Source organism: Actinoplanes sp. NPDC023936, assembly GCF_040639325.1.
Classification (GTDB): Bacteria; Actinomycetota; Actinomycetes; order Mycobacteriales; family Micromonosporaceae; genus Actinoplanes.
Genome location: NZ_JBEZZR010000004.1, coordinates 20,360 through 40,289 on the forward strand (window position 1 = coordinate 20,360; position 19,930 = coordinate 40,289).

Sequence of the window (19,930 nt, forward strand, 5' to 3'; positions counted from 1 at the left end):
GGCTGCTCCGGCCCGATGTCAGGTTGAAAATGGTTCACTGGAGCTCCTGAAGCATCTCGTTGCGGAAAGTGAGGGTGCGGGCCAGGTCGGCGACCGGCCGCACCCGCGACGGGTCGAGGGACTGGTCCAGCTCGGTGGCGAGGCGCCCGGCGAGATCCGCGTACCCCGGTGGCATCGCGAGCGCCGCGGTCCGGCACAGCTCGCCGAGCTGCCAGGTGTGCCGATCGGTACGCGCCCGTGCCGCGACCGTCTCCAGAACGACGACCGCCAGACGGTCCGGCCACGGTCCCGGATGCAGCGTGAGCAGCCGGTGCGCGGAGCCGTCCTCGGTGCGCAGCGCCTCGGCGGCGAGCCGGGCCAGATGGTCCGGTGGCAGCACCAGATGCAGGTCCCAGCGCACCGATTCGCGCAGCGCGCCGGCCGCCGCGGCGAGCAGCGCGGACGCCCAGGCGGGATCGTGCTGGAGGATCGCGGCTTTCGCCCAGCCGTGCAGCAGGGGAGTGGCCCAGTCGTGCCCGCGGGCCACCCGCACCCACTCGTCCGGGTCGAGCCCGGTCCAGGTGGCCAGCGGCGTGCCGGCCACGACCTCTTCCAGCAGCCACGCCCCGGCGCCGACGCCCCGGACCTGGGCCGCGCTCACCCCGTCGCGGCCCAGCGCCTGGTCCAGCTCGGCGGGCGGCTCGACGAACAGCCGCCGGCCGTCGAAGCGGACCGCCGCATGCGCCCGCTCGGCCATCCGCCGCCCGAGCGCCGCGCCGGGCAGGACCCGGAGCAGGTCGAGGGCAGCCTCCCGAACCTCTTTGCGCCGGTCGTCCAGCGCCCGCTCCAGCAACGGCTCGTCCCGCAGCGACAGCCCGGTGCCGAAGGCGCCCAGGAACCGGGCGCGGTCCTCCGGCGACTCCCGCGCCCAGGTGCTCTCGACCAGCTCCCGCGCCCGATCCGGGTCGGCCCGGCGCAGCGCCACCAGCAGCCCTAGCCGCACGCTGCCGGAACCGGTCTCCCAGACGCCCTGGTCCGAGTCGGCGCGCCCGCCGCTGCCTCCGGGCCGGCCCGGCCAGGCGCCGAGCGCGGACAGGTCGGCGCGGCTCGGGATCACCTCGTCCAGCAGCCAGCGCCACTCGGTGCGCTGCCCGGCCAGCCACGCGCCGCGCGCCCCCGCGACCTGAGCGAGCGCCGGCCGGACCGTCGTGTCGCGCCGCCCGGCGTCGAGCAGCGCGGGCAGCAGCGCCGGCCGCACGAACCCGCCCCGCGCCGCCGCCGCGGCCAGCCACTGAGCCAGCAACTCCTGCTGCAGATGGCCGCCACCGGGCGCGCCACCGGCGAGAACGCGCTCCAGCCGCGCCGAAGCAGCCGGCGGCAACGGCGACGCGACCTCCGCGGGAGCCGCCGGCGCCGGCGCACGACCGGCCTCCGGCTCGACGCCCGCCCGCCGGCAGACCAACGCGACAGCCACCGCCTCAAGCAGCGCCGCCGCCCCGGTGGCGACGCTCGGCGAACCCGGTGGCCCGGTCGTGACGCTCGGCGAACCCGGTGGCCCGGTCGTGACGCTCGGCGAACCTGGTGGCCCGGTCGTGACGCTCGGCGAACCCGGTGGCCCGATCGCTACGCTCGGCGAACCCGCCGCGACCGCGCCGACCGCCCACGGGCGCCGGGCCGTCCCGACCAGCGCCGCCGCCAGCAGCTCGGCCGGCAGCTCCGGCTCCCGCCGCGCGCCCGGCTCGGGCACCGGCGACGCGGCCGGCACGAACTCGCCGCCGACCCAGGCGGCGAGCGGCCGCAAACCCGCCGGCGACCACTCCGCCGCGACCGTCGCGGGGTGGCCGCCCGCCGCCGCGAGCAGCCACCACGGCTCACGGTGCCCCGGCGCGAGCGGCAGGGCCGAGCCCTCCTCGTCGACCAGGTGACCGTCACCGGGCCGGACGCCGGCGAGAAGCATCGGTCCGTCGTACCGGAAAGGCTCTGCGGCCAGGAGCGCCGCCCAGCTGGAGAGAGCCGCCCGGATGGACCCCGCGCCCTGCGGCGAGGCGAACGGCTCGGCCGCCGAGAGACGCTCGGCGACGAGCGCGCGCAGCGGGGCCGAGCCGGGGTAGAAACAGAGGTCGCCGCGGAACTCGGTGCCGGGGACCAGGTCGGCGGGGAGTGGCTGACCGGCCGCGGCGAACGCCAGGACCAGCGCGAACCGGTCGGTGCCCGTGCCGTGCAGCCAGGTGCGGCGGGTGGTGAGCGCGCCGTCGTCGACCTCGACCCGGCCGAGGACCTGCCAGCGGTCGGTGGTGCGCGGACCGGCCAGAACCTCCTCGGTCGCGGTGGGGAAGCCGATCCGGGAGCGGACCGTCGCGGCCAGCGCCGGATCGAGCTCGCCGAGCCGGGCGTGGCCGTCGGCGAGCAGCCGCAGAAGGCCCAGCTCACCGAGCACCCGATCGGCCCAGTGCGGCCCGGCGCCGGCGGCTCCGGCGAGACGGCGCAGCATGCCGGCCGCGCCCGGCGCCTGGGCGTCGACCAGGCGGGCCGCCATCGACTCGGCCGCCTGCCGGCCGGACCGCGCGAAGCCGGCCAGGCCCTGCTCGACCTGGTCGTCGAGCCAGCGGCGCAGCTCCGCCATGCCGCCGGCCACCCGCTCGGCACGCTCCGCTGCCCGCCGAGCCGCCGCGACCGGGTCGGGGGTGGTGCTCACTTTCGGACGGGAGCGCGCGGCCTGCCACTTGCCGGCGAACTCCGGCGCCTCCCCCTCGGCGACGCCGGACTCGGCCCAGCGCAGCAGCAGCGCCAGCGCGTGCTTGCACGGGATCTTGCGACTCGGGCAGGAGCACCGGAAGGCCGGACCGGACAGATCGACGGCCACCTCGTAGCCCCGGCAGAGACCCCACAGGATGTCGCCGAGCCGGCCGGACGCGGTGAACCGGCCGGTGACGCCGCGGGCGTTCCGCAGCGAACCGGGGTCGGGTGCGAGAGCCTCGACCTGGGCGGTTGACCAACGTTCGACTTCCACGATGAGACCCTAGGCCGGGGGTACGACGTTTTCCCGGCCGGAGGAGCAGGCATGCGGGTGATTGTTTTCGGGGCGACCGGGATGGTGGGTCAGGGCGTCCTGCGGGAGTCGCTGCTCGCGCCGGACGTGACAGGGGTGCTGGCGGTGACGCGCACGCCCACCGGCGTGAGCCACCCGAAACTGTCCGAGGTGACGCTCGCCGATTTCGCTGATCTGTCCCCGATCGCCGGGCAACTGTCCGGGTACGACGCCTGCTTCTACTGTCTCGGCGTGTCGTCGCTGGGCATGGACGAGGCCTCGTACACGCGGATCTCCTACGACTATCCGGTGGCCGCCGCCCGTACCCTCGCGGGGTTGAATCCGCAGTTGACCTTCATCTACGTCTCCGGCAGCGGCACCGACCCGAGCAGCCGGATCATGTGGTCGCGGGTCAAGGGCCGCACCGAGAACGAGATCATGAGCATCTTCCCGAACGGCTACGCGTTCCGTCCCGGTTTCATCCAGCCCACACACGGCGCCCGCTCGAAGACCGGCTGGTACAACACGGCGTATGCCCTGACCGCCCCGCTCGTGCCGGTGCTGCGCCGCGTCGCGCCCGGCCACATCACCACCACGGACGCGATCGGCCGGGCGATGCTGCGGGCTGCCCGGACCGGTTTCCCGCGCCGCGTCGTGACGACCGCGGACATGCGCTGAGGCCCGCGGACATGCACTGAGGCCCGCGGACATGCGCTGAGGCCCGCGGCCGTCAGGCGGTGTGGCCGGCCGGGACGGTCTCGTCGTCGCGGGGCGGCGGCGGGGGAGTGCCGTCACCGAACGGCCGGCCGCCCAGCGACTCCCGCCCGTGCGGCTCCCGCCAGTTGCCGAGATCCGGCCCGGCCGGCACGATCCCGGTCGGATTGATGTCGCGGTGCACCTCGTAGTAGTGCTGCTTGATGTGTACGAAGTCGATCGTGTCCCCGAAGCCCGGCGTCTGGAACAGGTCACGTGCGTAAGCCCAGAGCACCGGCATCTCGGCCAGCTTCGACCGGTTGCACTTGAAGTGCCCGTGGTAGACCGCGTCGAACCGGGCCAGCGTCGTGAACAGCCGGACGTCCGCCTCGGTGATCGTGTCTCCGACCAGGTACCGCTGCCGCGCGAGCCGTTCCGACAACCAGTCCAGCCGGTCGAAGAGCCGCCGGTAGGCCTTCTCGTAGGCTTCCTGCGACCCGGCGAATCCGGCCCGGTAGACGCCGTTGTTGACGTCGGCGAACACCACCTCGTTGACCTCGTCGATCTCCGCTCGCAGCGCCGCCGGATACAGTTCCGGAGCGCCCGGCCGGTGATACGCCGACCACTCCAGCGACAGATCGATGGTGATCTGCGGGAAGTCGTTCGTCACCACCTTCCCGGTCGGCACGTCCACGATCGCCGGAACCGTGATCCCCTTGTCGTAGTCCGGGTACCGCGCCAGGAACGCCTCCCGCAGCCGCTCGATGCCGAGCACCGGATCCCGCCCGCCCGGATCGAGGTCGAACGTCCAGCTCCGCTCGTCGTGCGTAGGCCCGGCGACGCCCATCGACAGCGCGTCCTCGAGCCCGAGCAGCCGCCGCACGATGATCGCCCGATTCGCCCACGGACACGCCCGGCTCACCACCAGCCGGTACCGTCCCGGCTCGACCGGAAATCCGTCGCGGGCGTCCGCGGTGATCCGGGTGGCGATGTAGCGCTGATCGCGGGTGAACTCCCCCGCCGGATTCACATAGGCCATCCCTCATCCATACCCCGAAACCCTTCAGCGGTACGTCCAACGCAGCGCACCGTGGCGACCCCCGGGGGCCGTGAGCTGACCTCGGGCCCGCGGGGGTGTGCTTCGAAGCGATCGTCACCCGGGGTGCCCGCGTCAGGGGTGAACCCTGCACTGACCGGAAACGCGCGGACGTCCAAGGCCCCGCAGAATGCCGCAAAGCAGCAGTGCTCCACGGTCGTTGTCACAGACCGTGACGCCGCGTGTGGCTCAGCGGGCGTATGCGGCGACTAGAACGCCAGCGTGTTTTCATGCCGCGCGAGGCGTTCCGCGGGTGGGTGACGAGGTGGGTGGGTGACGAGGTGGCGGGGGTGACGAGGTGGGGGGTGACGAGGTGGGTGGGCCGGCGAGGCTGGGTGGGCGAGGCATCCCCCCGTGTGCGACGCCTCGCCCGGCTCCAGGGGCGACAGAAGCCCGGCGCACGTTCACAATCGCAGCGCCGCTTCCATCGAAGCGCACGGCGGCCACGTCCTGCGGGACACCGTGTCCGGCATGGGCCTTCGGTGCGCACGCTCGTCTTTATAGCATGTCCGGGAGAGCGCTTTCCGGACTCTGGAAGCGTTCCCGGACAAACCGCCGAGACGACGCGGATGAATGACTCGTGTGGGTTACCGGGCACTCCGGGCATATAGCTCTGTCAGAGCGGCCGCGCACGCCGGCGCCGGGCCCGGGGCGCCTGCGCCGTCGAGGGTTTCGAGGCGGCCGCCTCATCGTCGTCCGCTGAGCGGAGCCGGCACCGCCCCCGGAAGCCGGCTCCGCTCAGCGAGCGACGCAACGCCGGAACGCCGAAACGACGGAACGCCGGAACGCCGCAACGCCGAAACGGCGGAACGACGCAACGCCGGAACGCCGGAACGCCGCGATTACTGCAGGAAACCCGCGAACGGCGAGAGCAGCAGCTTGCCGAGCCCGGCAGCCGTGTCGTCCAGGCGGCGGCGGTGCTTGTCCAGCGCGATCATGTCGTGCCGGATCGACCAGATCTTCTGAGCGTTGCGCCAGGCGACATTGCGGGTGTACTCCACCATCTCGCCCTGCCACCAGTCGTCCAGATCGCCGTTCATCGTGTCGATGAGCAGCTGCCAGCGATCGAGGTAACCGCGGCGCAGGCCCGGGATCTCCTCGTTGAAGATGTCGTTGACCTGCAGGTAGTCGTAGTGCTGGTCGCTGCCGTCGATCGGGTCGGTGCCCAGGTGGTCGAACGTGGTGACCAGCGCGAACGGCAGGTCGAAGTTGATGTGCGCGTTGACCCCGGCGACGGCGGAGGGCAGCGGGCGGGCGTCCGGGCCGGGAACGCGGCCGAACAGTCCGGCCCACACGCCGGGGCACGCGGGGCTCCCGTCGGTCCAGTAACGCAGCGCGTCGAAGTAGCGCGCCGCGAACTCCACGTCCAGCCGGGACAGGAACGCCGGGTCCTTGAACTTACCGGCGTAGAGGCGCTCCAGCACGTTCTCGGTGATCGTCAGGTAGAGCTGGTTGAAGTCCGCGAGCGGGTTGCTGTTCAGCAGTGGCGGCACCTGACAGAGCACGTCCTGCAGTTTCGTCAGCTGGTCGACGACGCCTGGCACGTCGTCGGGGTGACCCTTCAGCAGTGCGGACATCTCCTGCTGGACGGGGCCCCAGATGGCTTGGGTCATTTCGGATCCTCCACGGGTGAAACAGAACTGCGGAGGGCCCCCAGCACCACCCGACGGCACCGGCCGCCGGGTGGTGCTCCCCCGTGCCGCCCAGCTTTCCACCGGGCCGGAAGCGGGGGATCGGTAAAACGACGTATTCTGCGTACGTATGTCACGGAAAGATAACGAACGCCTGGTCAGGCTGCTGTTAGATAGACGCGACTTGCCTGCACGCGGCTACGTACCTGCAGCTTGTCGAAGATGTGTCCGAGGTGAACCCCGACGGTGCGCTCGCTGATGAAGAGGCGCTCGCCGATCTCCCGGTTGGTGAGGCCCTCGGCCACCGCGGCGAGCACCTCACGCTCCCGCCCGGTCAGCGTCGCGAGCTCGTCGACCGGCTGGTCGGGGAGGGCCATCGGCACGGTCGGCATGTCGTCGGCGAGGGTCACCCGGAACCGGTGGGCGATCCCGACGATCTCGGCGGCGAACGGGCGGGCGCCCATCGCGGTCGCCGTGGCGTACGCCTCCCGGAGCCCGGAGATGGCGGCGGCGCGACGAACCTTGCGCTGCAGGGAGGCCTCGGCGTGCCGCAGCCGGGCATAGGCAGCGGGGTACGGCTGCTGACGCCGATCCCAGATGGCCGCCGCCCGGGCCCACGGCGCGGGATCGTGCCGGCCCTCGATCCGGCTCAGCTCCGCGGCGCAGAGGTCCAGGTAGGCGTCGATGATCGCGCGAGCCGCCGGTCCGGCGGTGCCCGCGTTGGAGGCCATCCGGTCGCGCACCATCAGCAGGCGGCGGACCGCGCCCTGGTCGACGGGCTTGCCGGCGGCGTGCGCCTCGGCCTCGGCCCGCAGACCGTGCCAGACCAGGACGCCGAGCAGCACCAGGTCGTCGGAGCGGGTCTCGGTGATGCCACGCTGCACCGCGGTCCGGGCGTCGGCGTGCTCGCCGAGCCACATCGCCAGGCCGGCGCGGAGCGTCAGCATCGGCAGCACGTGCCGCGCGCCGCCGCCGGCCAGCAGGATGGCGGCCGCGTCCAGGTCACGGCCCGCGTCGTCCAGGTCGCCGTAGCCGACCAGGAGCCGGCAGCGGGCGAGCAGCAGCTCCACCGCCTCGGCGCCGGAGGGCCGGTGCCGCATGGCGGCGTCCAGAACCGCGTCCGCCTCGCTCCACTGACCGATCCGGAACAGGCCGTTCGCGGCGATCGCGAGCAGCCGGCACTGGTGGGTGCGGCCGCCGCCGAGCGTGGAGAGCCGCTCGGCGCCGCGGCGGGCCACCAGCACGCCCTCCTCGATGCTGTTCAGCGGGCCGGTCAGCAGCTCGGCCAGGTGCAGGTAGGCCACGCCCAGGTCGTCCGGGTGGCCGGAGCGCTCGGCGATCTCCACGGCGTGCCGGATCACCGCGAGGCCGGCGTCCGGGTCCTCCCGGAACGCGGCGCTGAAGCCGAGCGCCGCACTGGCCCGGACCAGGTCGGCGGTGGTGCCGTTGACAGCGGCGAGCTCCAGGGCCTCGCGGGCCCGCTCGTGGGCGTCCGCGTACCGGGTGAGCTGGACCAGCAGCTCGGCGAGGAACGCGGCGGCCGAGGCGCGCAGCTGCGGGGTGCAGTCCGGGGCGCCGAGGGCCAGCTCGTACTCACTCTCGGCGGGTGCGAAGCGGCCCGCGGCGGCCAGGTACCGGGCCCGCCGCAGATGCAGTTCGCCCAGGCCGGGGGCGTCCTTGCGGCCGGACAGCTCCTCCAGCCGGGAGAGCGCGAGCAGGTGCTCGCCGCACTGGTGGGCGGACTCCGCGGCGTTGCCGAGCAGCTCGGTGCGCTCGGCGTCGTCCTCGGTGACCAGCTGCAGCGCGATGCTCCAGTACCGATGTGCCTCGGTGAAGCCGTAGAGAGCCTCCGCGGAACGCGCGGCGGCGACCACCGGAGGAAGAGCCCTTTCCGGTACGCCGGCACGCTGCCAGTGGTGTGCCAGACGCGCGTGGTCGGGCTCGCCGGTCTCCGCCTCCAGCGCCTCGGCGTACCGCCGGTGCAGGGCGGTGGCCTCGGCCGGCAGCACCTCCTGCTCCAGGACCTCGGCGACCAGCCGGTGCCGCAGGCGGTAGCCGTCGCCGTCGCTGGAGACGAAACGGTGCGCGACGGCGGCCCGCATCGCCTCGAGCAGCTGGTCCTCGGGCAGCGGGACGACCCGTGCCAGCACCGCGTGGTCGACCGGCTCGACGCCCGCCGCCATCGCGTGCACCACCTGGTGCGCGTGCGCCGGCAGCTCGTCCACCCTGGTCAGGAAGATCTCGCGGAGGGTGTCGGAGAGCTCGACCCGGCCGTCGCGCAGGTCCCGGGCGAGCTCCTCGGCGATGAACGGGTTGCCGCCGCTGCGCTTGTAGACCCGGTCGGCGTCCTCGGTCGCCACGGCGTCGCCGGCGATCGCGGTGACCAGCTCACGGGTCTGGTCCTGGTCGAGCGGCGACAGATCGACGACACGCACCGAGCGCAGGCGGCGTAGCTCGGCCAGGACCCGGCGCAGCGGGTGGGTGCCGTGCAGCGCCTCGGCCCGGATCGCGGCGAGCACCGAGATCCGCACGTCACCGAGGCCGGCGAGCAGGTAGAGCAGCAGCTGACGGGTGGACCGGTCGGCCCACTGCAGATCGTCGAGGACGAGCAGCAGTTGCTGGTCGCCGGCGATCACCCGGAGGTCGTGCGAGACCCGCTCGAGCAGGGCGCCGGCGTCGCCCGCGGCGGTGGCGGTGATCGGCGTGCCGCCGTCGTGCCGGCGCAGCGCCTGCAGCACCGGGTGCAGCGGCGAGGCGTCGCCGATGTCCAGACAGGTCCCGGAGAGCACGGCGAAGCCCGTCCCGCGCAAGGCGTCGGCGGTCTCGCGGAGCAGGCGGCTCTTGCCGACACCACTCTCACCGGTCACGAACACCGCAGCGGTGCCGCCGGTGCCGACGTTGCGCAGGTCGGACTGAATCTCGGCCAGCGTGCCGGTGCGTCCGACAAGCGGCCCGTCGTCCTCCTGGCCCTCCATGACCGGCAGCCTAATGCGAATCGGCCTATCACGTTGTCGTCGGTTCGGCCTGTTCTCCGTCACAAAAATGACGAGGGCCGATGCTGTCAGAGATACGTCGTTCTGCGGATCCGCGTCTTCGCCGAGGCTGGCACCGTACTCCCGGTCAACGCAGTGACCTGGGGGAGCGTGAGACGCATGACCACCATCACCATGGCCGAACAGGAGCGGCGCCAAGACGTCACCGTGCTGTTCATCGACATCGTGGGCTACACCACGCTTGTCGACCGGCTGGATTGCGCGGACGTTCGAGCGCTGCAGCGGGACTACTTCTCGGCAGTGTCCGGAGTGGTCCGCGCGTGCGGCGGCATCGTCGAGAAGTACGTCGGTGACGCGGTGATGGCGGTCTTCGGCGCGGGGGAGGCCGGATTCGGCCCGGAGGCGGCCGCTTCGGCGGTCCGGGCGGGCCTGTCGGTCCAGGAGACGTTGAGGGGGCGTCTCCTGGCCGGCAGGTTCCCGGTCCGCACGCGGGTGGGCCTGGCCACCGGCGAGGTGATCCTGGACCCGCTCGCCGCGTTCGACGGCGGCTACGCGATGATCAGCGGCAGTGTGGTGACGACGGCGGCACGGCTGCAGTCGTACGCGCCGCACGACACCGTGGTGGTCTGCAGCGCCACACGCGAGGTGACCGAGTCGCTCATCGCGTACCAGGAGTTGCCGCCCGTCTCGGTGCCCGGCAAGCCGTACCCGCTGGATCTTTTCCGGGCGCTGCAGCCGCAGGCTGCGCGGCTGGTCGCGGTGGCCTAGGATGGTTTCGGTGCTTTTATCCCGATTTAGGCCACGGTGTGGTTGAGACCTGCCTCGCCTGGGACAGAAGTGTCACAGGCGCCGGGTAGGCTCGCGCCGTCTTGACCACCCATGGCCGATCGGGAGTACTGCCTCGTGACCGCACAGCCAGAGACCTTGTACGGGGCTGACGACCTCACGCACCTCGAAGGGCTGGATGCTGTCCGCAAACGCCCGGGTATGTACATCGGGTCCACGGACAGCCGGGGCATCAACCACCTCGCGAACGAGATCATCGACAACTGCACCGACGAGGGTGTGGCGGGATTCGCCACCAAGGTCGCGGTGACCCTGCACTCGGACGGGTCGGTCCAGGTCGACGACGACGGCCGTGGCATCCCCACCGACGTGCACGCCAAGTCCGGCCTCTCCGGCGTCGAGCTGGTGCTGACCCGGCTGCACGCCGGTGGCAAGTTCGGCGGCTCGGGCTACAAGACCTCCGGCGGCCTGCACGGCGTCGGCGCCTCCGCGGTCAACGCGCTGGCCCTGCGCTTCGACGTCACGGTCAAGCGGGACGGCAAGGTCCACGAGATCTCGTTCCAGCGCGGCGTGCCCGGCTCCTTCGACGGCCCCGGCCCGGAGGCCTCCTTCACCCGCGAGGCCGGCCTGCGCATCGTCCGCAAGATGAAGCGTGGCGAGCCCTCCGGCACCAGCATCCGGTACTGGTACGACGCGCGCTACTTCGAGACCGGCGCCCGGCTCGACGTCGACGCGGTCCGCACCAAGCTGCGCAACACCGCGTTCCTGGTCCCCGGCGTGCAGTACACGCTCTTCGACGCGACCGCCGAGGAACCGGCCACCGAGACCTTCCATTACCCCAACGGGCTCACCGACATGGTCGAGTTCCTGACCCCACCGGGTGACAAGCCGGTCTCCGGGATCCTCATGGTCACCGGCGAGGGCACCTACAAGGAGAACGCCGCCGACGCCAACGGCGTCATGCAGTCGAACGTGGTGCGCCACGCCCAGGTCGAGGTCGCCTTCCGCTGGGGCACGGGTTATGAGCGCTCCGTCGAGTGCTTCACCAACACGATCCGCAACGTGCACGGCGGCACCCACCGCAAGGGCTTCGAGCGGGCTCTCGTGCGGTCGCTCACCGACGCCATCCGCAACACCCGCGGCCTGCTCAAGCCCAAGGAGGAGCCGCCCGTCCTGGACGACCTGCTGGAGGGGATGACCGCTGTCATCCACGTGCGGGTCCCGGAGCCGCAGTTCACCTCGCAGACCAAGGACGAGCTCTCCACGGCCGGTGTCACCCGGGTCATGCAGGGGCTCGTCGAGGCGTACGTGAAAGAGTGGATCGAGAACCGGAAGACCAAGGCCGAGGCGCGCACGGTCCTGCAGAAAGTGGTGGACGCCGCCCGCGTCCGCCTCACCCAGAAACAGCAGAAGGACGCCGCCCGCCGCAAGACCGCCCTGGAAGGCGCGTCGATGCCGGCCAAGCTGGTCGACTGCCGCGCCATCGGCATCGACCGCTCGGAGCTCTTCATCGTCGAGGGTGACTCGGCGCTCGGTACCGCCCGGATGGCCCGCAGCTCGGAATACCAGGCGCTGCTGCCGATCCGCGGCAAGATCCTCAACGTGCAGAAAGCGAGCCTGCAGCAGGTGCTCGACAACGCCGAGTGCTCGGCGATCGTGCAGGTCCTCGGCGCCGGCTCCGGGCGCACGTTCGAGATCGGCGCGATGCGGTACGGCCGGGTCATGATCATGGCGGACGCGGATGTCGACGGCTCGCACATCCGGACCCTGCTGATCACGCTCTTCGCGAAGTACATGCGGCCGGTCATCGAGCACGGCCGGCTCTTCGCCGCGATGCCGCCGCTGCACAAGGTGGTCACCAAGGGCCGCAACGGCGAGACGCTCTACACCTACACCCAGCAGGAGATGGAGAGCACCGTCAGCCGGATCGAGCGAGCCGGCCGCCAGGTGCAGAAACCGGTTCCGCGGTTCAAGGGCCTCGGCGAGATGGACGCCGACGAGCTCTGGGAGACCACGATGAACCCGGCCGCCCGCACCGTCCGGCGGATCACCATCGAGGACGCCGAGCGCGCCGAGGCCACCCTCGAACTGCTCATGGGTGAGCGTGTCGAACCCCGTAAGAACTGGTTGATCGAGGCCGCCGGCCGGATCGACCAAGAGACGATCGACGCCTGAGAGGTCATTGATGGCACGCCGTAAATCCGAGAACCGTGTCGACCTGTCCGCGTTCGACCAGCCAGGCGCCCGGGTCATCGACAACCCGCTCACCACCGAGGTCGAGGACTCCTACCTGGAGTACGCGTACTCGGTGATCCACTCACGGGCGCTGCCCGACGCGCGGGACGGGCTCAAGCCCGTGCACCGGCGGATCCTCTGGTCGATGTCCGAGCAGAACCACCGTCCCGACCGGCCCTACGTCAAGTCCGCCCGGGTGGTCGGCGACGTGATGGGTAAGTACCACCCGCACGGCGACGTGGCGATCTACGACGCCCTGGTCCGGCTCGCCCAGGACTTCTCCCTCAACACGCCGCTCATCGACGGCCACGGCAACTTCGGCTCGCCCGACGACGGGCCGGCCGCCGCGCGGTACACCGAAGCGCGCATGTCGCCCGAGGCGATGCTCCTGGTCGGCGAGCTCGGCGAGGGCACCGTCGACTTCAAGCCCACCTACGACGGCTCCGAGCAGGAGCCCAAGGTGCTGCCGGCGGCCTTCCCGAACCTGCTGGTCAACGGCACGTCCGGGATCGCGGTCGGGATGGCGACCAACATGATCCCGCACAATCTGGGCGAGGTGGTGGCCGCCGCCCGGCACCTGATCACCAACCCGGAGGCCGATCTCGACGAGATCATGCGCTTCGTGCCCGGTCCCGACCTGCCCACCGGCGGGCAGCTGCTCGGCCTCGACGAGGTGCGCCGGGCGTACGAGACCGGCCGTGGCGTGGTGCGCATCCGGGCCCGCGCGCAGACCGGCCTGCTCGAAGGCGGCCGCGGCCGCCAGGCGATCACGGTGACCGAGCTGCCCTACGGCGTCGGCGCCGAGAAGATCATCGAGGCGATCACCGACGAGGTGAAGGGCAAGCTGATCACCTCCGGCCCGCGCCGCGGCCAGCGGCAGGCGGCTCGCCTGGTGGGGATCTCCGACGTCAAGGACCTCACCGACCGCGAGCACGGCACCCGCCTGGTCATCGAGTGCAAGATCGGCGTCAACCCGCAGGCGCTGCTCGCCGACCTCTACCGGCTCACCCCGCTGGAGAGCTCGTTCGGCATCAACAACCTGGTGCTCGTCGACGGCCAGCCGCGGACACTCGGGCTGAAGGCGCTGCTCGAGGTGTTCGTCCAGCACCGCTACGACGTGGTGACCCGGCGGACCACGTTCCGGCGGACCAAGCGCGAGGACCGCCTGCACCTGGTCGACGGCCTGCTGATCGCCCTGATCGACATCGACCGGGTGGTCGCGCTGATCCGGGCCAGCGACGACGCGGCCGCCGCCAAGGCCGGCCTGATGAGCGAGTTCGGGCTCTCCGAGATCCAGGCGACGTACATTCTGGACACCCCGCTGCGGCGGCTCACCCGGTTCGACCGGATCGAGCTGGAGACCGAGCAGGAGCGGCTGCGCAGCGAGATCGCCGAGCTCACCCGGATCCTCGACAACTCCGACGTCCTCAAGCAGGTCGTCTCCGACGAGCTCGCCGAGGTGGCGACCGAGTTCGGCCGCCCGCGGCACACCACGCTGATCGACGGTGACCTCAAGGAGGTGCTCGCCGCGTCGGTGCCGGCCGGCCCGCTCGAGGTCGCCGACGACCCCTGCCAGGTGATCCTCTCCGCGACCGGGCTGATCGCCCGGACCGCGGCGGAGAGCGAGGAGAGCACCGAGGCGCGCAAGCGCAGCGGCCGGGTCAAACACGATGCGGTACGAGCGGTGATCCACTCCACGGCCCGCGGGCGGATCCTGCTGATCACCAACCGGGGACGCGCGTTCAAGACCGACGTGCTGACCCTCCCCGTGCTGCCCGAACAGTCCGGGACCGTGTCGCTGCGCGGCGGGATGTCCGCGTCCGAGTTGGTGCCGCTGCACAAGGGCGAGAAGGTCGTCGGCATGGCGCCGCTGGCCGCCGGGGACTCGCCGGGCCTCGCGCTCGGCACCAAGCAGGGCATCGTCAAGGTGTGCGCGCCGGAGTGGCCGGTCCGCTCCGACGAGTTCGAGGTGATCACTCTGAAGGAGGGTGACGAGGTCCTCCAGGCGACGTGGCTCACCGACGGGGCGGAGTCGCTGGTCTTCGTGACGTCCGACGCGTCGCTGCTCCGGTTCCCGGCGAAACTCGTGCGGCCGCAGGGGCTCAAGGGCGGCGGGATGGCCGGGATCAACCTCACGGCCGAGGCGGAGGTTCTGTCGTTCAACGCGGTGTCCACGTCGGACCCGCAGCACGGGGAGCCGATGGTCGTCACGTCCACCGGGACCCAGGCCAAGGTCACGCCGTTCGGGTTGTACCCGGCGAAGGGGCGGGCCACGGGCGGGGTTCGGGTGCAGCGGTTCCTCAAGGGGGAGACGGCGCTGACCGTGGCGTGGGTCGGTCCTCGTCCCGTCGGCGCGTCGGCTACCGGTGACCCGGTGGAGTTGCCCGAGGCGGATTCTCGTCGGGACGGGTCTGGTACCGCTGTTCTCATGGCGCCGCAGTTGATCGGGCATCTGATCGAGCGGGACTAGCGCTTTCTGGGACGGTTGTGGGGCGGAGATGGACACTCCGGGCGGTCAGGCTTGATCCCTGCGTGGCCATCTCCGCCCCGAAACCTTGCCTGGTCGCGCTAGGGGAGGCGGGTTGCGCCGGGCTCGGGACGCCGGCTTCTGCGGGCCAGCGGGGGCGGCGGCACACGAAGCTTCCCCCCGGCAGTGACGAGGGTCCACCGAAGCTCGGGCCGGCAGCGATGAAGGCACACCAATGCGGTGCGTGTGATTTCATCGCTGCCCTGGCACAGATGAAAACGCGCAATGACGTTATGTGTGCCCTGATCCGCGCCCAGCCGCCGGGCCGCGCTCAGCCACCGCCCGGGCCGCGCTCGGCCGCGCTCAGCCGCTCGGCCGCGCTCAGCCGCTCGGCCGCGCTCAGCCGCTCGGCCGCGCTCAGCCGCTCGGCCGCGCTCAGCCGCCCGGCCGCCGCCGGGCCGCGCTCGGCCGCGCTCAGCGGCGGATTCAACCGGGTGTTGCAACCACCGGCTGACTCCGCCGCGCGCGCTCCAGCTCAAGCTCACAGCGCCGGAAAAATCCGGAGCCTACTCGCTGGGCTCCGGGACATCACAGGTGATCTTCGGGTTGACGCCCATCCAGTTCAGCGGACCGGCGATCGTGGTGACGATGACCGTGCCCGCCTCGGCACAGCTCGCGTCGCCGGTGTCCTTGAAGTAGCCGCGCTCGAACGCCGCGACCACGCCGAGCACGAGCCAGATGACAATTATGACCGCACCGATACGCATCGGGGACCTCCTCAGCCGGGGATGGCCGGGAGGTACCCCGCAGCGTCAGTCCGCTAAACGGCGGGCCTGGAGGGTATAGGTGTGCGGCAGGCGTGACGGCTTCTCGATCAGCTGGTACTCGCCGTCGCCGATCTCCCGCATCCGGCCGGGCAGCGCGTCCCACGGCACCGATTGATGCTCTTCGAGCCCGGTCAGGGTCAGCCCGGCGTCGAGGACCGCTGTGACGATCTCGGCGAGCCCGTGGTTCCACTCGTGGGTGGTGGTGTGCTGGAACTGGTGGTCGCTCGACACGTAGGTGCCCGGTTCGTCGTAGATCTGCGGCTCGGCCTGCTCGAAGTACGGCTCGGACAGAGCGATCACCCCATCGGTACGGTCGTAGTCGAGCGCCCAGAGGATCGGATGGCCCTCCCGGATGAAGAGCCGGCCGCCCGGAGCGAGCAGTGACGCCACGGTCCGCGCCCACCGGTTGATGTCGGGCAGCCAGCCGAGCGCGCCGATTCCGGTGTAGACCAGGTCGAACTCGCCGTCGAGCGCCTCCCGCGCCGCGTAGACGTCGCTCTGCACGAACGCGACGTCCGCGCCCGCGCGTGCGGCGATCGCCCGCGCCTGCTCCACCGAGGCGCCGGAGAAGTCAAGGCCGGTCATGGTGGCGCCGAGCCGGGACAGCGAGATCGTGTCGGTGCCGATGTGGCACTGCAGGTGCACGCCGCGCAGCCCGGCGATGTCACCGAGGCGGGGCAGGTCGAAACGGACGACCTGGCTGAGGTACGTGGGATCGGTGGCGAAGTCCTTGACGTGGTAGTCCGGTGAGGCGGCGTGCGGCGCGGCGCGCTCGTCCCAATTAGCCCGGTTCACATCGAGGTAATCGGTCATGCGCCGGAGCGTACGCGGTCCCGGAACCAGAGCGCGCTCCTTTTCAGCGAGCGCATCTGGGTCTCGTAATCGACGTGCACGAGGCCGAATCGCTTCGAGTATCCTTCCGCCCACTCGAAGTTGTCCATCAGTGACCAGGCGAAATAGCCGCGTATGTCGGCGCCGGCCGCCCGGGCCGCGAAGACCGCGTCGACGTGGGCGGCGAGGTACGCGGTTCGCTCGTGGTCCGCGATGAATCCGGTGGCATCCGGCACGTCGTCGTAGACAGCGCCGTTTTCGGTCACGGCGAGCGGGATCCCGTAGTCGTGGTGCAGCCGCAGCAGCAGGGTGGTGAACCGGTCCGGCGTGATCGGCCAGTTCAGCGCGGTGCGTGGCACGTCCGGCATGATCTCCCGGACGATCGGCAGCCCGTTCGCGTCGGTGGAGTTGCCGTCGACGTCGTACCCGGAGAAGTCCTGTCCGAAGTAGAAGTTGACGCCCAGGATGTCGATCGGCGCCGAGATGATCCGCATGTCGCCGTCGCGGATCGGCAGCTCGTGGCCGCGGGCGGCGAGATGCTCGAGGACGTCGGCGGGGTAGGCGCCACGGGCGATCGGATCGAGGAAGATCCGGGTGCCCATGCCGTCGGCGAGACGCGCGGCCGCGATGTCCACCGGGTCGTCGGAGGCAGGGGTAGCCGTCCCGATGTTGAGGGCCGGTCCGACGATGTTGCCCTCGCGGCGCAGCGCCGAAGCGACGAGCCCGTGCGCCAGCAACAGATGATGCGTCGCGTCGAGCGCCGCCTGGAAGTCGCGACGGCCGGGCGCGTGCACCCCGTGCTCATACCCCAGGTATGCCACGCACCACGGTTCGTTGACGGTCCCCCAGTTGCGGACGCGATCGGAGAGCCGATCGGCGACGAGTGCGGAATAGTCCGCGAACCGGTACGCCGTGTCGCGTACCGGCCACCCGCCGGCGTCCTCCAGCTCCTGCGGCAGATCCCAGTGGTAGAGCGTGAGCCAGGGGTCGATCCCGGCCGCCAGCAGCTCGTCCACGAGCCGGTCGTAGAAGTCCAGGCCGGCCGGGTTCGCCGGACCCTTCCCGCGCGGCTGCACCCGGGGCCAGGAGACCGAGAAACGGTACGCGTCCACGCCAAGACTCTTGATCAGCTGAACGTCGTCAGGCATCCGGTGGTAGTGGTCGCACGCCACCTCACCGGTCTCGCCGACCACGTCCCGGGCGAACGTGTCCCAGATGGACGCGGTGCGGCCGTCGGTGAAGGCGGCGCCCTCGATCTGATAGGCCGAGGTGGCCACGCCCCAGGTGAATGTCACGAAGTTTCTCCAGAAAGCGGAAGAGAAGTGGTGCGGGCCGGTCCCGACGGCAGGGGACCGGCCCGCTGCTCAGGAAACCGGGTGCAGCCAACAGGCGACGGACCGGGTCGGGCCGTCCGGGGTGGCGGGGGAGCCGAGCACCGGGATGGCCGACGAGCACGTGTCGAACGCCCTCGCGCACCGCGGATGGAAGGAGCAGCCGCTCGGCATGCCTTTGAGGTCCGGCGGCGAGCCGGGGATGCCGGTCAGCTCCCGGCGCGGCCCGCGCAGGGCGGGGAACGATCCGAGCAACCCCGCGGAGTACGGGTGCAGCGCGTCCCGGTAGATCGCCCCGGCCGGCGCCTCCTCGACGATCCGTCCGCCGTACATGATGGCGATCCGGTTCGAGAACTCGACGAGCAGCGACAGGTCGTGGGTGATGAAGATGACCGAGAAGCCGAGCCGTTCGCGCAGCTCGATCAGCTGCCCGAGGATCTGCCGCTGCATGACCACGTCGAGCGCCGTGGTCGGCTCGTCCATGATCACCACTTGTGGCTGCAGGATCAGCGCCATGCCGATCATGACGCGCTGCCGCATGCCGCCGGAGAGCTGATGCGGGTACGCGTCCATCCGGTCCGGCGAGATGCCGACCAGCTTGAGCATCTCGCGGGCCCGGGCGTTGCGGCTGTGCTCGCTCATCCTCGGGTCGTGCGCCCGGAGCACGTCGGTGAGCTGGGTGGAGATCTTGTGCACCGGGTTGAGCGAGTTCATCGCGCCCTGGAACACGATCGCCGTCTCGTTCCACCGGAAGCCGCGCAGGTCACTGTCGGAGAGTCCGAGCACGTCGTACGGGTCACCGTCGGCGGGGTGGTAGACGACCTCGCCGCCGGTGATCACACCGGGGGGCGGGAGCAGCCGGGTCATCCCGTACGCGAGGGTGGATTTTCCGGATCCGCTCTCGCCGGCCAGGCCGAGCACCTCGCCGCGGTGCAGCGTGAGGTTGACGTCGCGGACCGCACGGACCGCCTGGTCGCCCAGGCCGTACTCGACGGTGAGGTTACGGATCTCGAGGACGGGCTGGCTCATCGGTTGGATTCCTTCGAAAGCACCGGCGTGAACCCGATCCGCATGCGCGCGGTCCGGCCGGACACCGTCTTGATCTTGGTTTCGCCCATGCTGCGCAGGCGCGGGCTGACGAACTCGTCGATCCCGAAGTTGATCAGCGAGAGCGCGGTGCCGAGGACGGCGATCGCGAGACCGGCCGGCACGAACCACCACCACGCGTTCTGGGCGAGCGCCTGCTGGCCCTGCGCCCAGAACAGGATGGTTCCCCAGTTCCAGGTGGTGGCCGAGGTGACGCCGATGAAGGCCAGGGTGATCTCGGAGAGCACCGCGAAGATGACAGTGCCGACGAAGCCGGAGGCGATCACCGCGGTCAGGTTCGGCAGCAGCTCGTAACCGATGACCCGCCAGGTCCGCTCGCCGGCCGCGCGGGCCGCCTCGACGAAGTCGCGCCGGCGCAGCGACAGCGTCTGCGCCCGCAGCACCCGCGCGTTCCAGGACCACGAGGTGAGGCCGATGACCAGCGCGATCAGCCAGTCCTCGGCGCTCTCCAGGGTGGACGTGATGATGATGATCAGGGGCAGCGCGGGGATCACCAGGAAGACGTTGGAGAGCGCGGAGAGCACCTCGTCGGTCTTGCCGCCGACGTACCCGGCGGTCACCCCGATCAGCACCGAGAGCACCGTCGCCACGATGCCGGCGAAGAACCCGACGAAGATGACGCTGCGGGTGCCGGTCAGCAGCTGGCTGAAGACGTCCTGGCCGAGGTGGGTGGTGCCCATCCAGTGATCCGCGGACGGCGGCTGGACCAGGGCGTTGCTGCGGGCGTTCGGATCGTAGGGCGCCACCCACGGCCCGATGATCGCGAACAGCAGGTAGATGCCGAGCACGACCAGGCCGGTCGCGGCCTTCTTGTTGGCGACGAACCGGAAACGCCGGCGCTTCGCCTTCTTCACCGCGGCCGGCTGGGCCATCGCTCCCTGACCGGGAATGACCTGCTCGATGCTGGAGGTCGGGATGGACATCGC

The 19,930-nt window shown here is 71.2% G+C and carries 14 protein-coding genes; 4 read left to right on the forward strand and 10 right to left on the reverse strand.

Annotation, left to right across the window (positions count from 1 at the left end; genetic code table 11):
• Positions 1-34: 34 nt before the first annotated feature.
• Positions 35-2,989: an SWIM zinc finger family protein gene (locus tag AB0F72_RS06370; RefSeq protein WP_360426117.1), complete on the reverse strand. Its 2,955-nt coding sequence runs from the start codon at positions 2,987-2,989 to the stop codon at positions 35-37.
• A 51-nt stretch (positions 2,990-3,040) separates the two neighbouring features.
• Between AB0F72_RS06370 and AB0F72_RS06375 the strand changes: the two genes are divergently transcribed.
• Positions 3,041-3,685, forward strand: coding sequence for an epimerase (locus tag AB0F72_RS06375; RefSeq protein ID WP_360426120.1), 645 nt, complete (start codon positions 3,041-3,043; stop codon positions 3,683-3,685).
• 52 nt (positions 3,686-3,737) lie between these two features.
• Here AB0F72_RS06375 and AB0F72_RS06380 read toward each other — a convergent pair whose 3' ends face one another.
• The 3 genes from AB0F72_RS06380 to AB0F72_RS06390 all read right to left on the reverse strand — a co-directional run bounded on the left by AB0F72_RS06380 (position 3,738) and on the right by AB0F72_RS06390 (position 9,402).
• Positions 3,738-4,739 (reverse strand): glutathione S-transferase C-terminal domain-containing protein, encoded by a 1,002-nt coding sequence (locus AB0F72_RS06380; RefSeq protein WP_360426123.1) that lies wholly within the window; start codon positions 4,737-4,739, stop codon positions 3,738-3,740.
• A gap of 899 nt (positions 4,740-5,638) precedes the next feature.
• Complete coding sequence (locus AB0F72_RS06385; RefSeq protein ID WP_360426126.1) at positions 5,639-6,409, reverse strand: DUF5995 family protein; 771 nt, start codon at positions 6,407-6,409, stop codon at positions 5,639-5,641.
• Positions 6,410-6,585: 176 nt separating this feature from the next.
• Positions 6,586-9,402 (reverse strand): AAA family ATPase, encoded by a 2,817-nt coding sequence (locus AB0F72_RS06390; RefSeq protein WP_360426129.1) that lies wholly within the window; start codon positions 9,400-9,402, stop codon positions 6,586-6,588.
• A 177-nt stretch (positions 9,403-9,579) separates the two neighbouring features.
• On the opposite strand from AB0F72_RS06390, the gene AB0F72_RS06395 reads away from it, so the two are divergent.
• The 3 genes from AB0F72_RS06395 (at position 9,580) to AB0F72_RS06405 (ending at position 14,911) form a co-directional block, all read left to right on the forward strand.
• Positions 9,580-10,188, forward strand: coding sequence for an adenylate/guanylate cyclase domain-containing protein (locus AB0F72_RS06395; protein ID WP_360426132.1), 609 nt, complete (start codon positions 9,580-9,582; stop codon positions 10,186-10,188).
• Positions 10,189-10,299: 111 nt separating this feature from the next.
• Complete coding sequence (locus AB0F72_RS06400; protein ID WP_360426135.1) at positions 10,300-12,381, forward strand: DNA topoisomerase IV subunit B; 2,082 nt, start codon at positions 10,300-10,302, stop codon at positions 12,379-12,381.
• A 10-nt stretch (positions 12,382-12,391) separates the two neighbouring features.
• Positions 12,392-14,911, forward strand: a complete 2,520-nt coding sequence (locus AB0F72_RS06405; protein ID WP_360426138.1) for a DNA topoisomerase IV subunit A — start codon at positions 12,392-12,394, stop codon at positions 14,909-14,911.
• Positions 14,912-15,239: 328 nt separating this feature from the next.
• On the opposite strand, the gene AB0F72_RS06410 is transcribed toward AB0F72_RS06405, so the two are convergent.
• The 6 genes from AB0F72_RS06410 to AB0F72_RS06435 all read right to left on the reverse strand — a co-directional run bounded on the left by AB0F72_RS06410 (position 15,240) and on the right by AB0F72_RS06435 (position 19,927).
• Positions 15,240-15,398: a hypothetical protein gene (locus AB0F72_RS06410; protein ID WP_360426141.1), complete on the reverse strand. Its 159-nt coding sequence runs from the start codon at positions 15,396-15,398 to the stop codon at positions 15,240-15,242.
• A 76-nt stretch (positions 15,399-15,474) separates the two neighbouring features.
• Positions 15,475-15,675, reverse strand: a complete 201-nt coding sequence (locus AB0F72_RS06415) for a hypothetical protein (RefSeq protein WP_360426144.1) — start codon at positions 15,673-15,675, stop codon at positions 15,475-15,477.
• 45 nt (positions 15,676-15,720) lie between these two features.
• Positions 15,721-16,548: a class I SAM-dependent methyltransferase gene (locus AB0F72_RS06420; protein ID WP_360426147.1), complete on the reverse strand. Its 828-nt coding sequence runs from the start codon at positions 16,546-16,548 to the stop codon at positions 15,721-15,723.
• Complete coding sequence (locus AB0F72_RS06425; protein ID WP_360426150.1) at positions 16,545-17,861, reverse strand: GH1 family beta-glucosidase; 1,317 nt, start codon at positions 17,859-17,861, stop codon at positions 16,545-16,547. Before AB0F72_RS06425 ends, AB0F72_RS06420 begins: the two co-directional genes overlap by 4 nt.
• 69 nt (positions 17,862-17,930) lie before the next feature.
• On the reverse strand, positions 17,931-18,926 hold the full coding sequence (locus tag AB0F72_RS06430) for an ABC transporter ATP-binding protein (RefSeq protein ID WP_360426153.1): 996 nt from the start codon (positions 18,924-18,926) through the stop codon (positions 17,931-17,933).
• Complete coding sequence (locus tag AB0F72_RS06435) at positions 18,923-19,927, reverse strand: ABC transporter permease (protein ID WP_360426156.1); 1,005 nt, start codon at positions 19,925-19,927, stop codon at positions 18,923-18,925. Before AB0F72_RS06435 ends, AB0F72_RS06430 begins: the two co-directional genes overlap by 4 nt.
• Between the last annotated feature and the right edge of the window lie 3 nt (positions 19,928-19,930).

Coding starts and splice junctions, on each gene's coding strand:
- AB0F72_RS06435 (WP_360426156.1), bottom strand. CDS start 19,927: ATGTCCATCCCGACCTCCAGCATCGAGCAGGTCATTCCCGGTCAGGGA.
- AB0F72_RS06420 (WP_360426147.1), bottom strand. CDS start 16,548: ATGACCGATTACCTCGATGTGAACCGGGCTAATTGGGACGAGCGCGCC.
- AB0F72_RS06380 (WP_360426123.1), bottom strand. CDS start 4,739: ATGGCCTATGTGAATCCGGCGGGGGAGTTCACCCGCGATCAGCGCTAC.
- AB0F72_RS06390 (WP_360426129.1), bottom strand. CDS start 9,402: ATGGAGGGCCAGGAGGACGACGGGCCGCTTGTCGGACGCACCGGCACG.
- AB0F72_RS06375 (WP_360426120.1), top strand. CDS start 3,041: ATGCGGGTGATTGTTTTCGGGGCGACCGGGATGGTGGGTCAGGGCGTC.
- AB0F72_RS06405 (WP_360426138.1), top strand. CDS start 12,392: ATGGCACGCCGTAAATCCGAGAACCGTGTCGACCTGTCCGCGTTCGAC.
- AB0F72_RS06395 (WP_360426132.1), top strand. CDS start 9,580: ATGACCACCATCACCATGGCCGAACAGGAGCGGCGCCAAGACGTCACC.
- AB0F72_RS06430 (WP_360426153.1), bottom strand. CDS start 18,926: ATGAGCCAGCCCGTCCTCGAGATCCGTAACCTCACCGTCGAGTACGGC.
- AB0F72_RS06415 (WP_360426144.1), bottom strand. CDS start 15,675: ATGCGTATCGGTGCGGTCATAATTGTCATCTGGCTCGTGCTCGGCGTG.
- AB0F72_RS06400 (WP_360426135.1), top strand. CDS start 10,300: ATGGCCGATCGGGAGTACTGCCTCGTGACCGCACAGCCAGAGACCTTG.
- AB0F72_RS06385 (WP_360426126.1), bottom strand. CDS start 6,409: ATGACCCAAGCCATCTGGGGCCCCGTCCAGCAGGAGATGTCCGCACTG.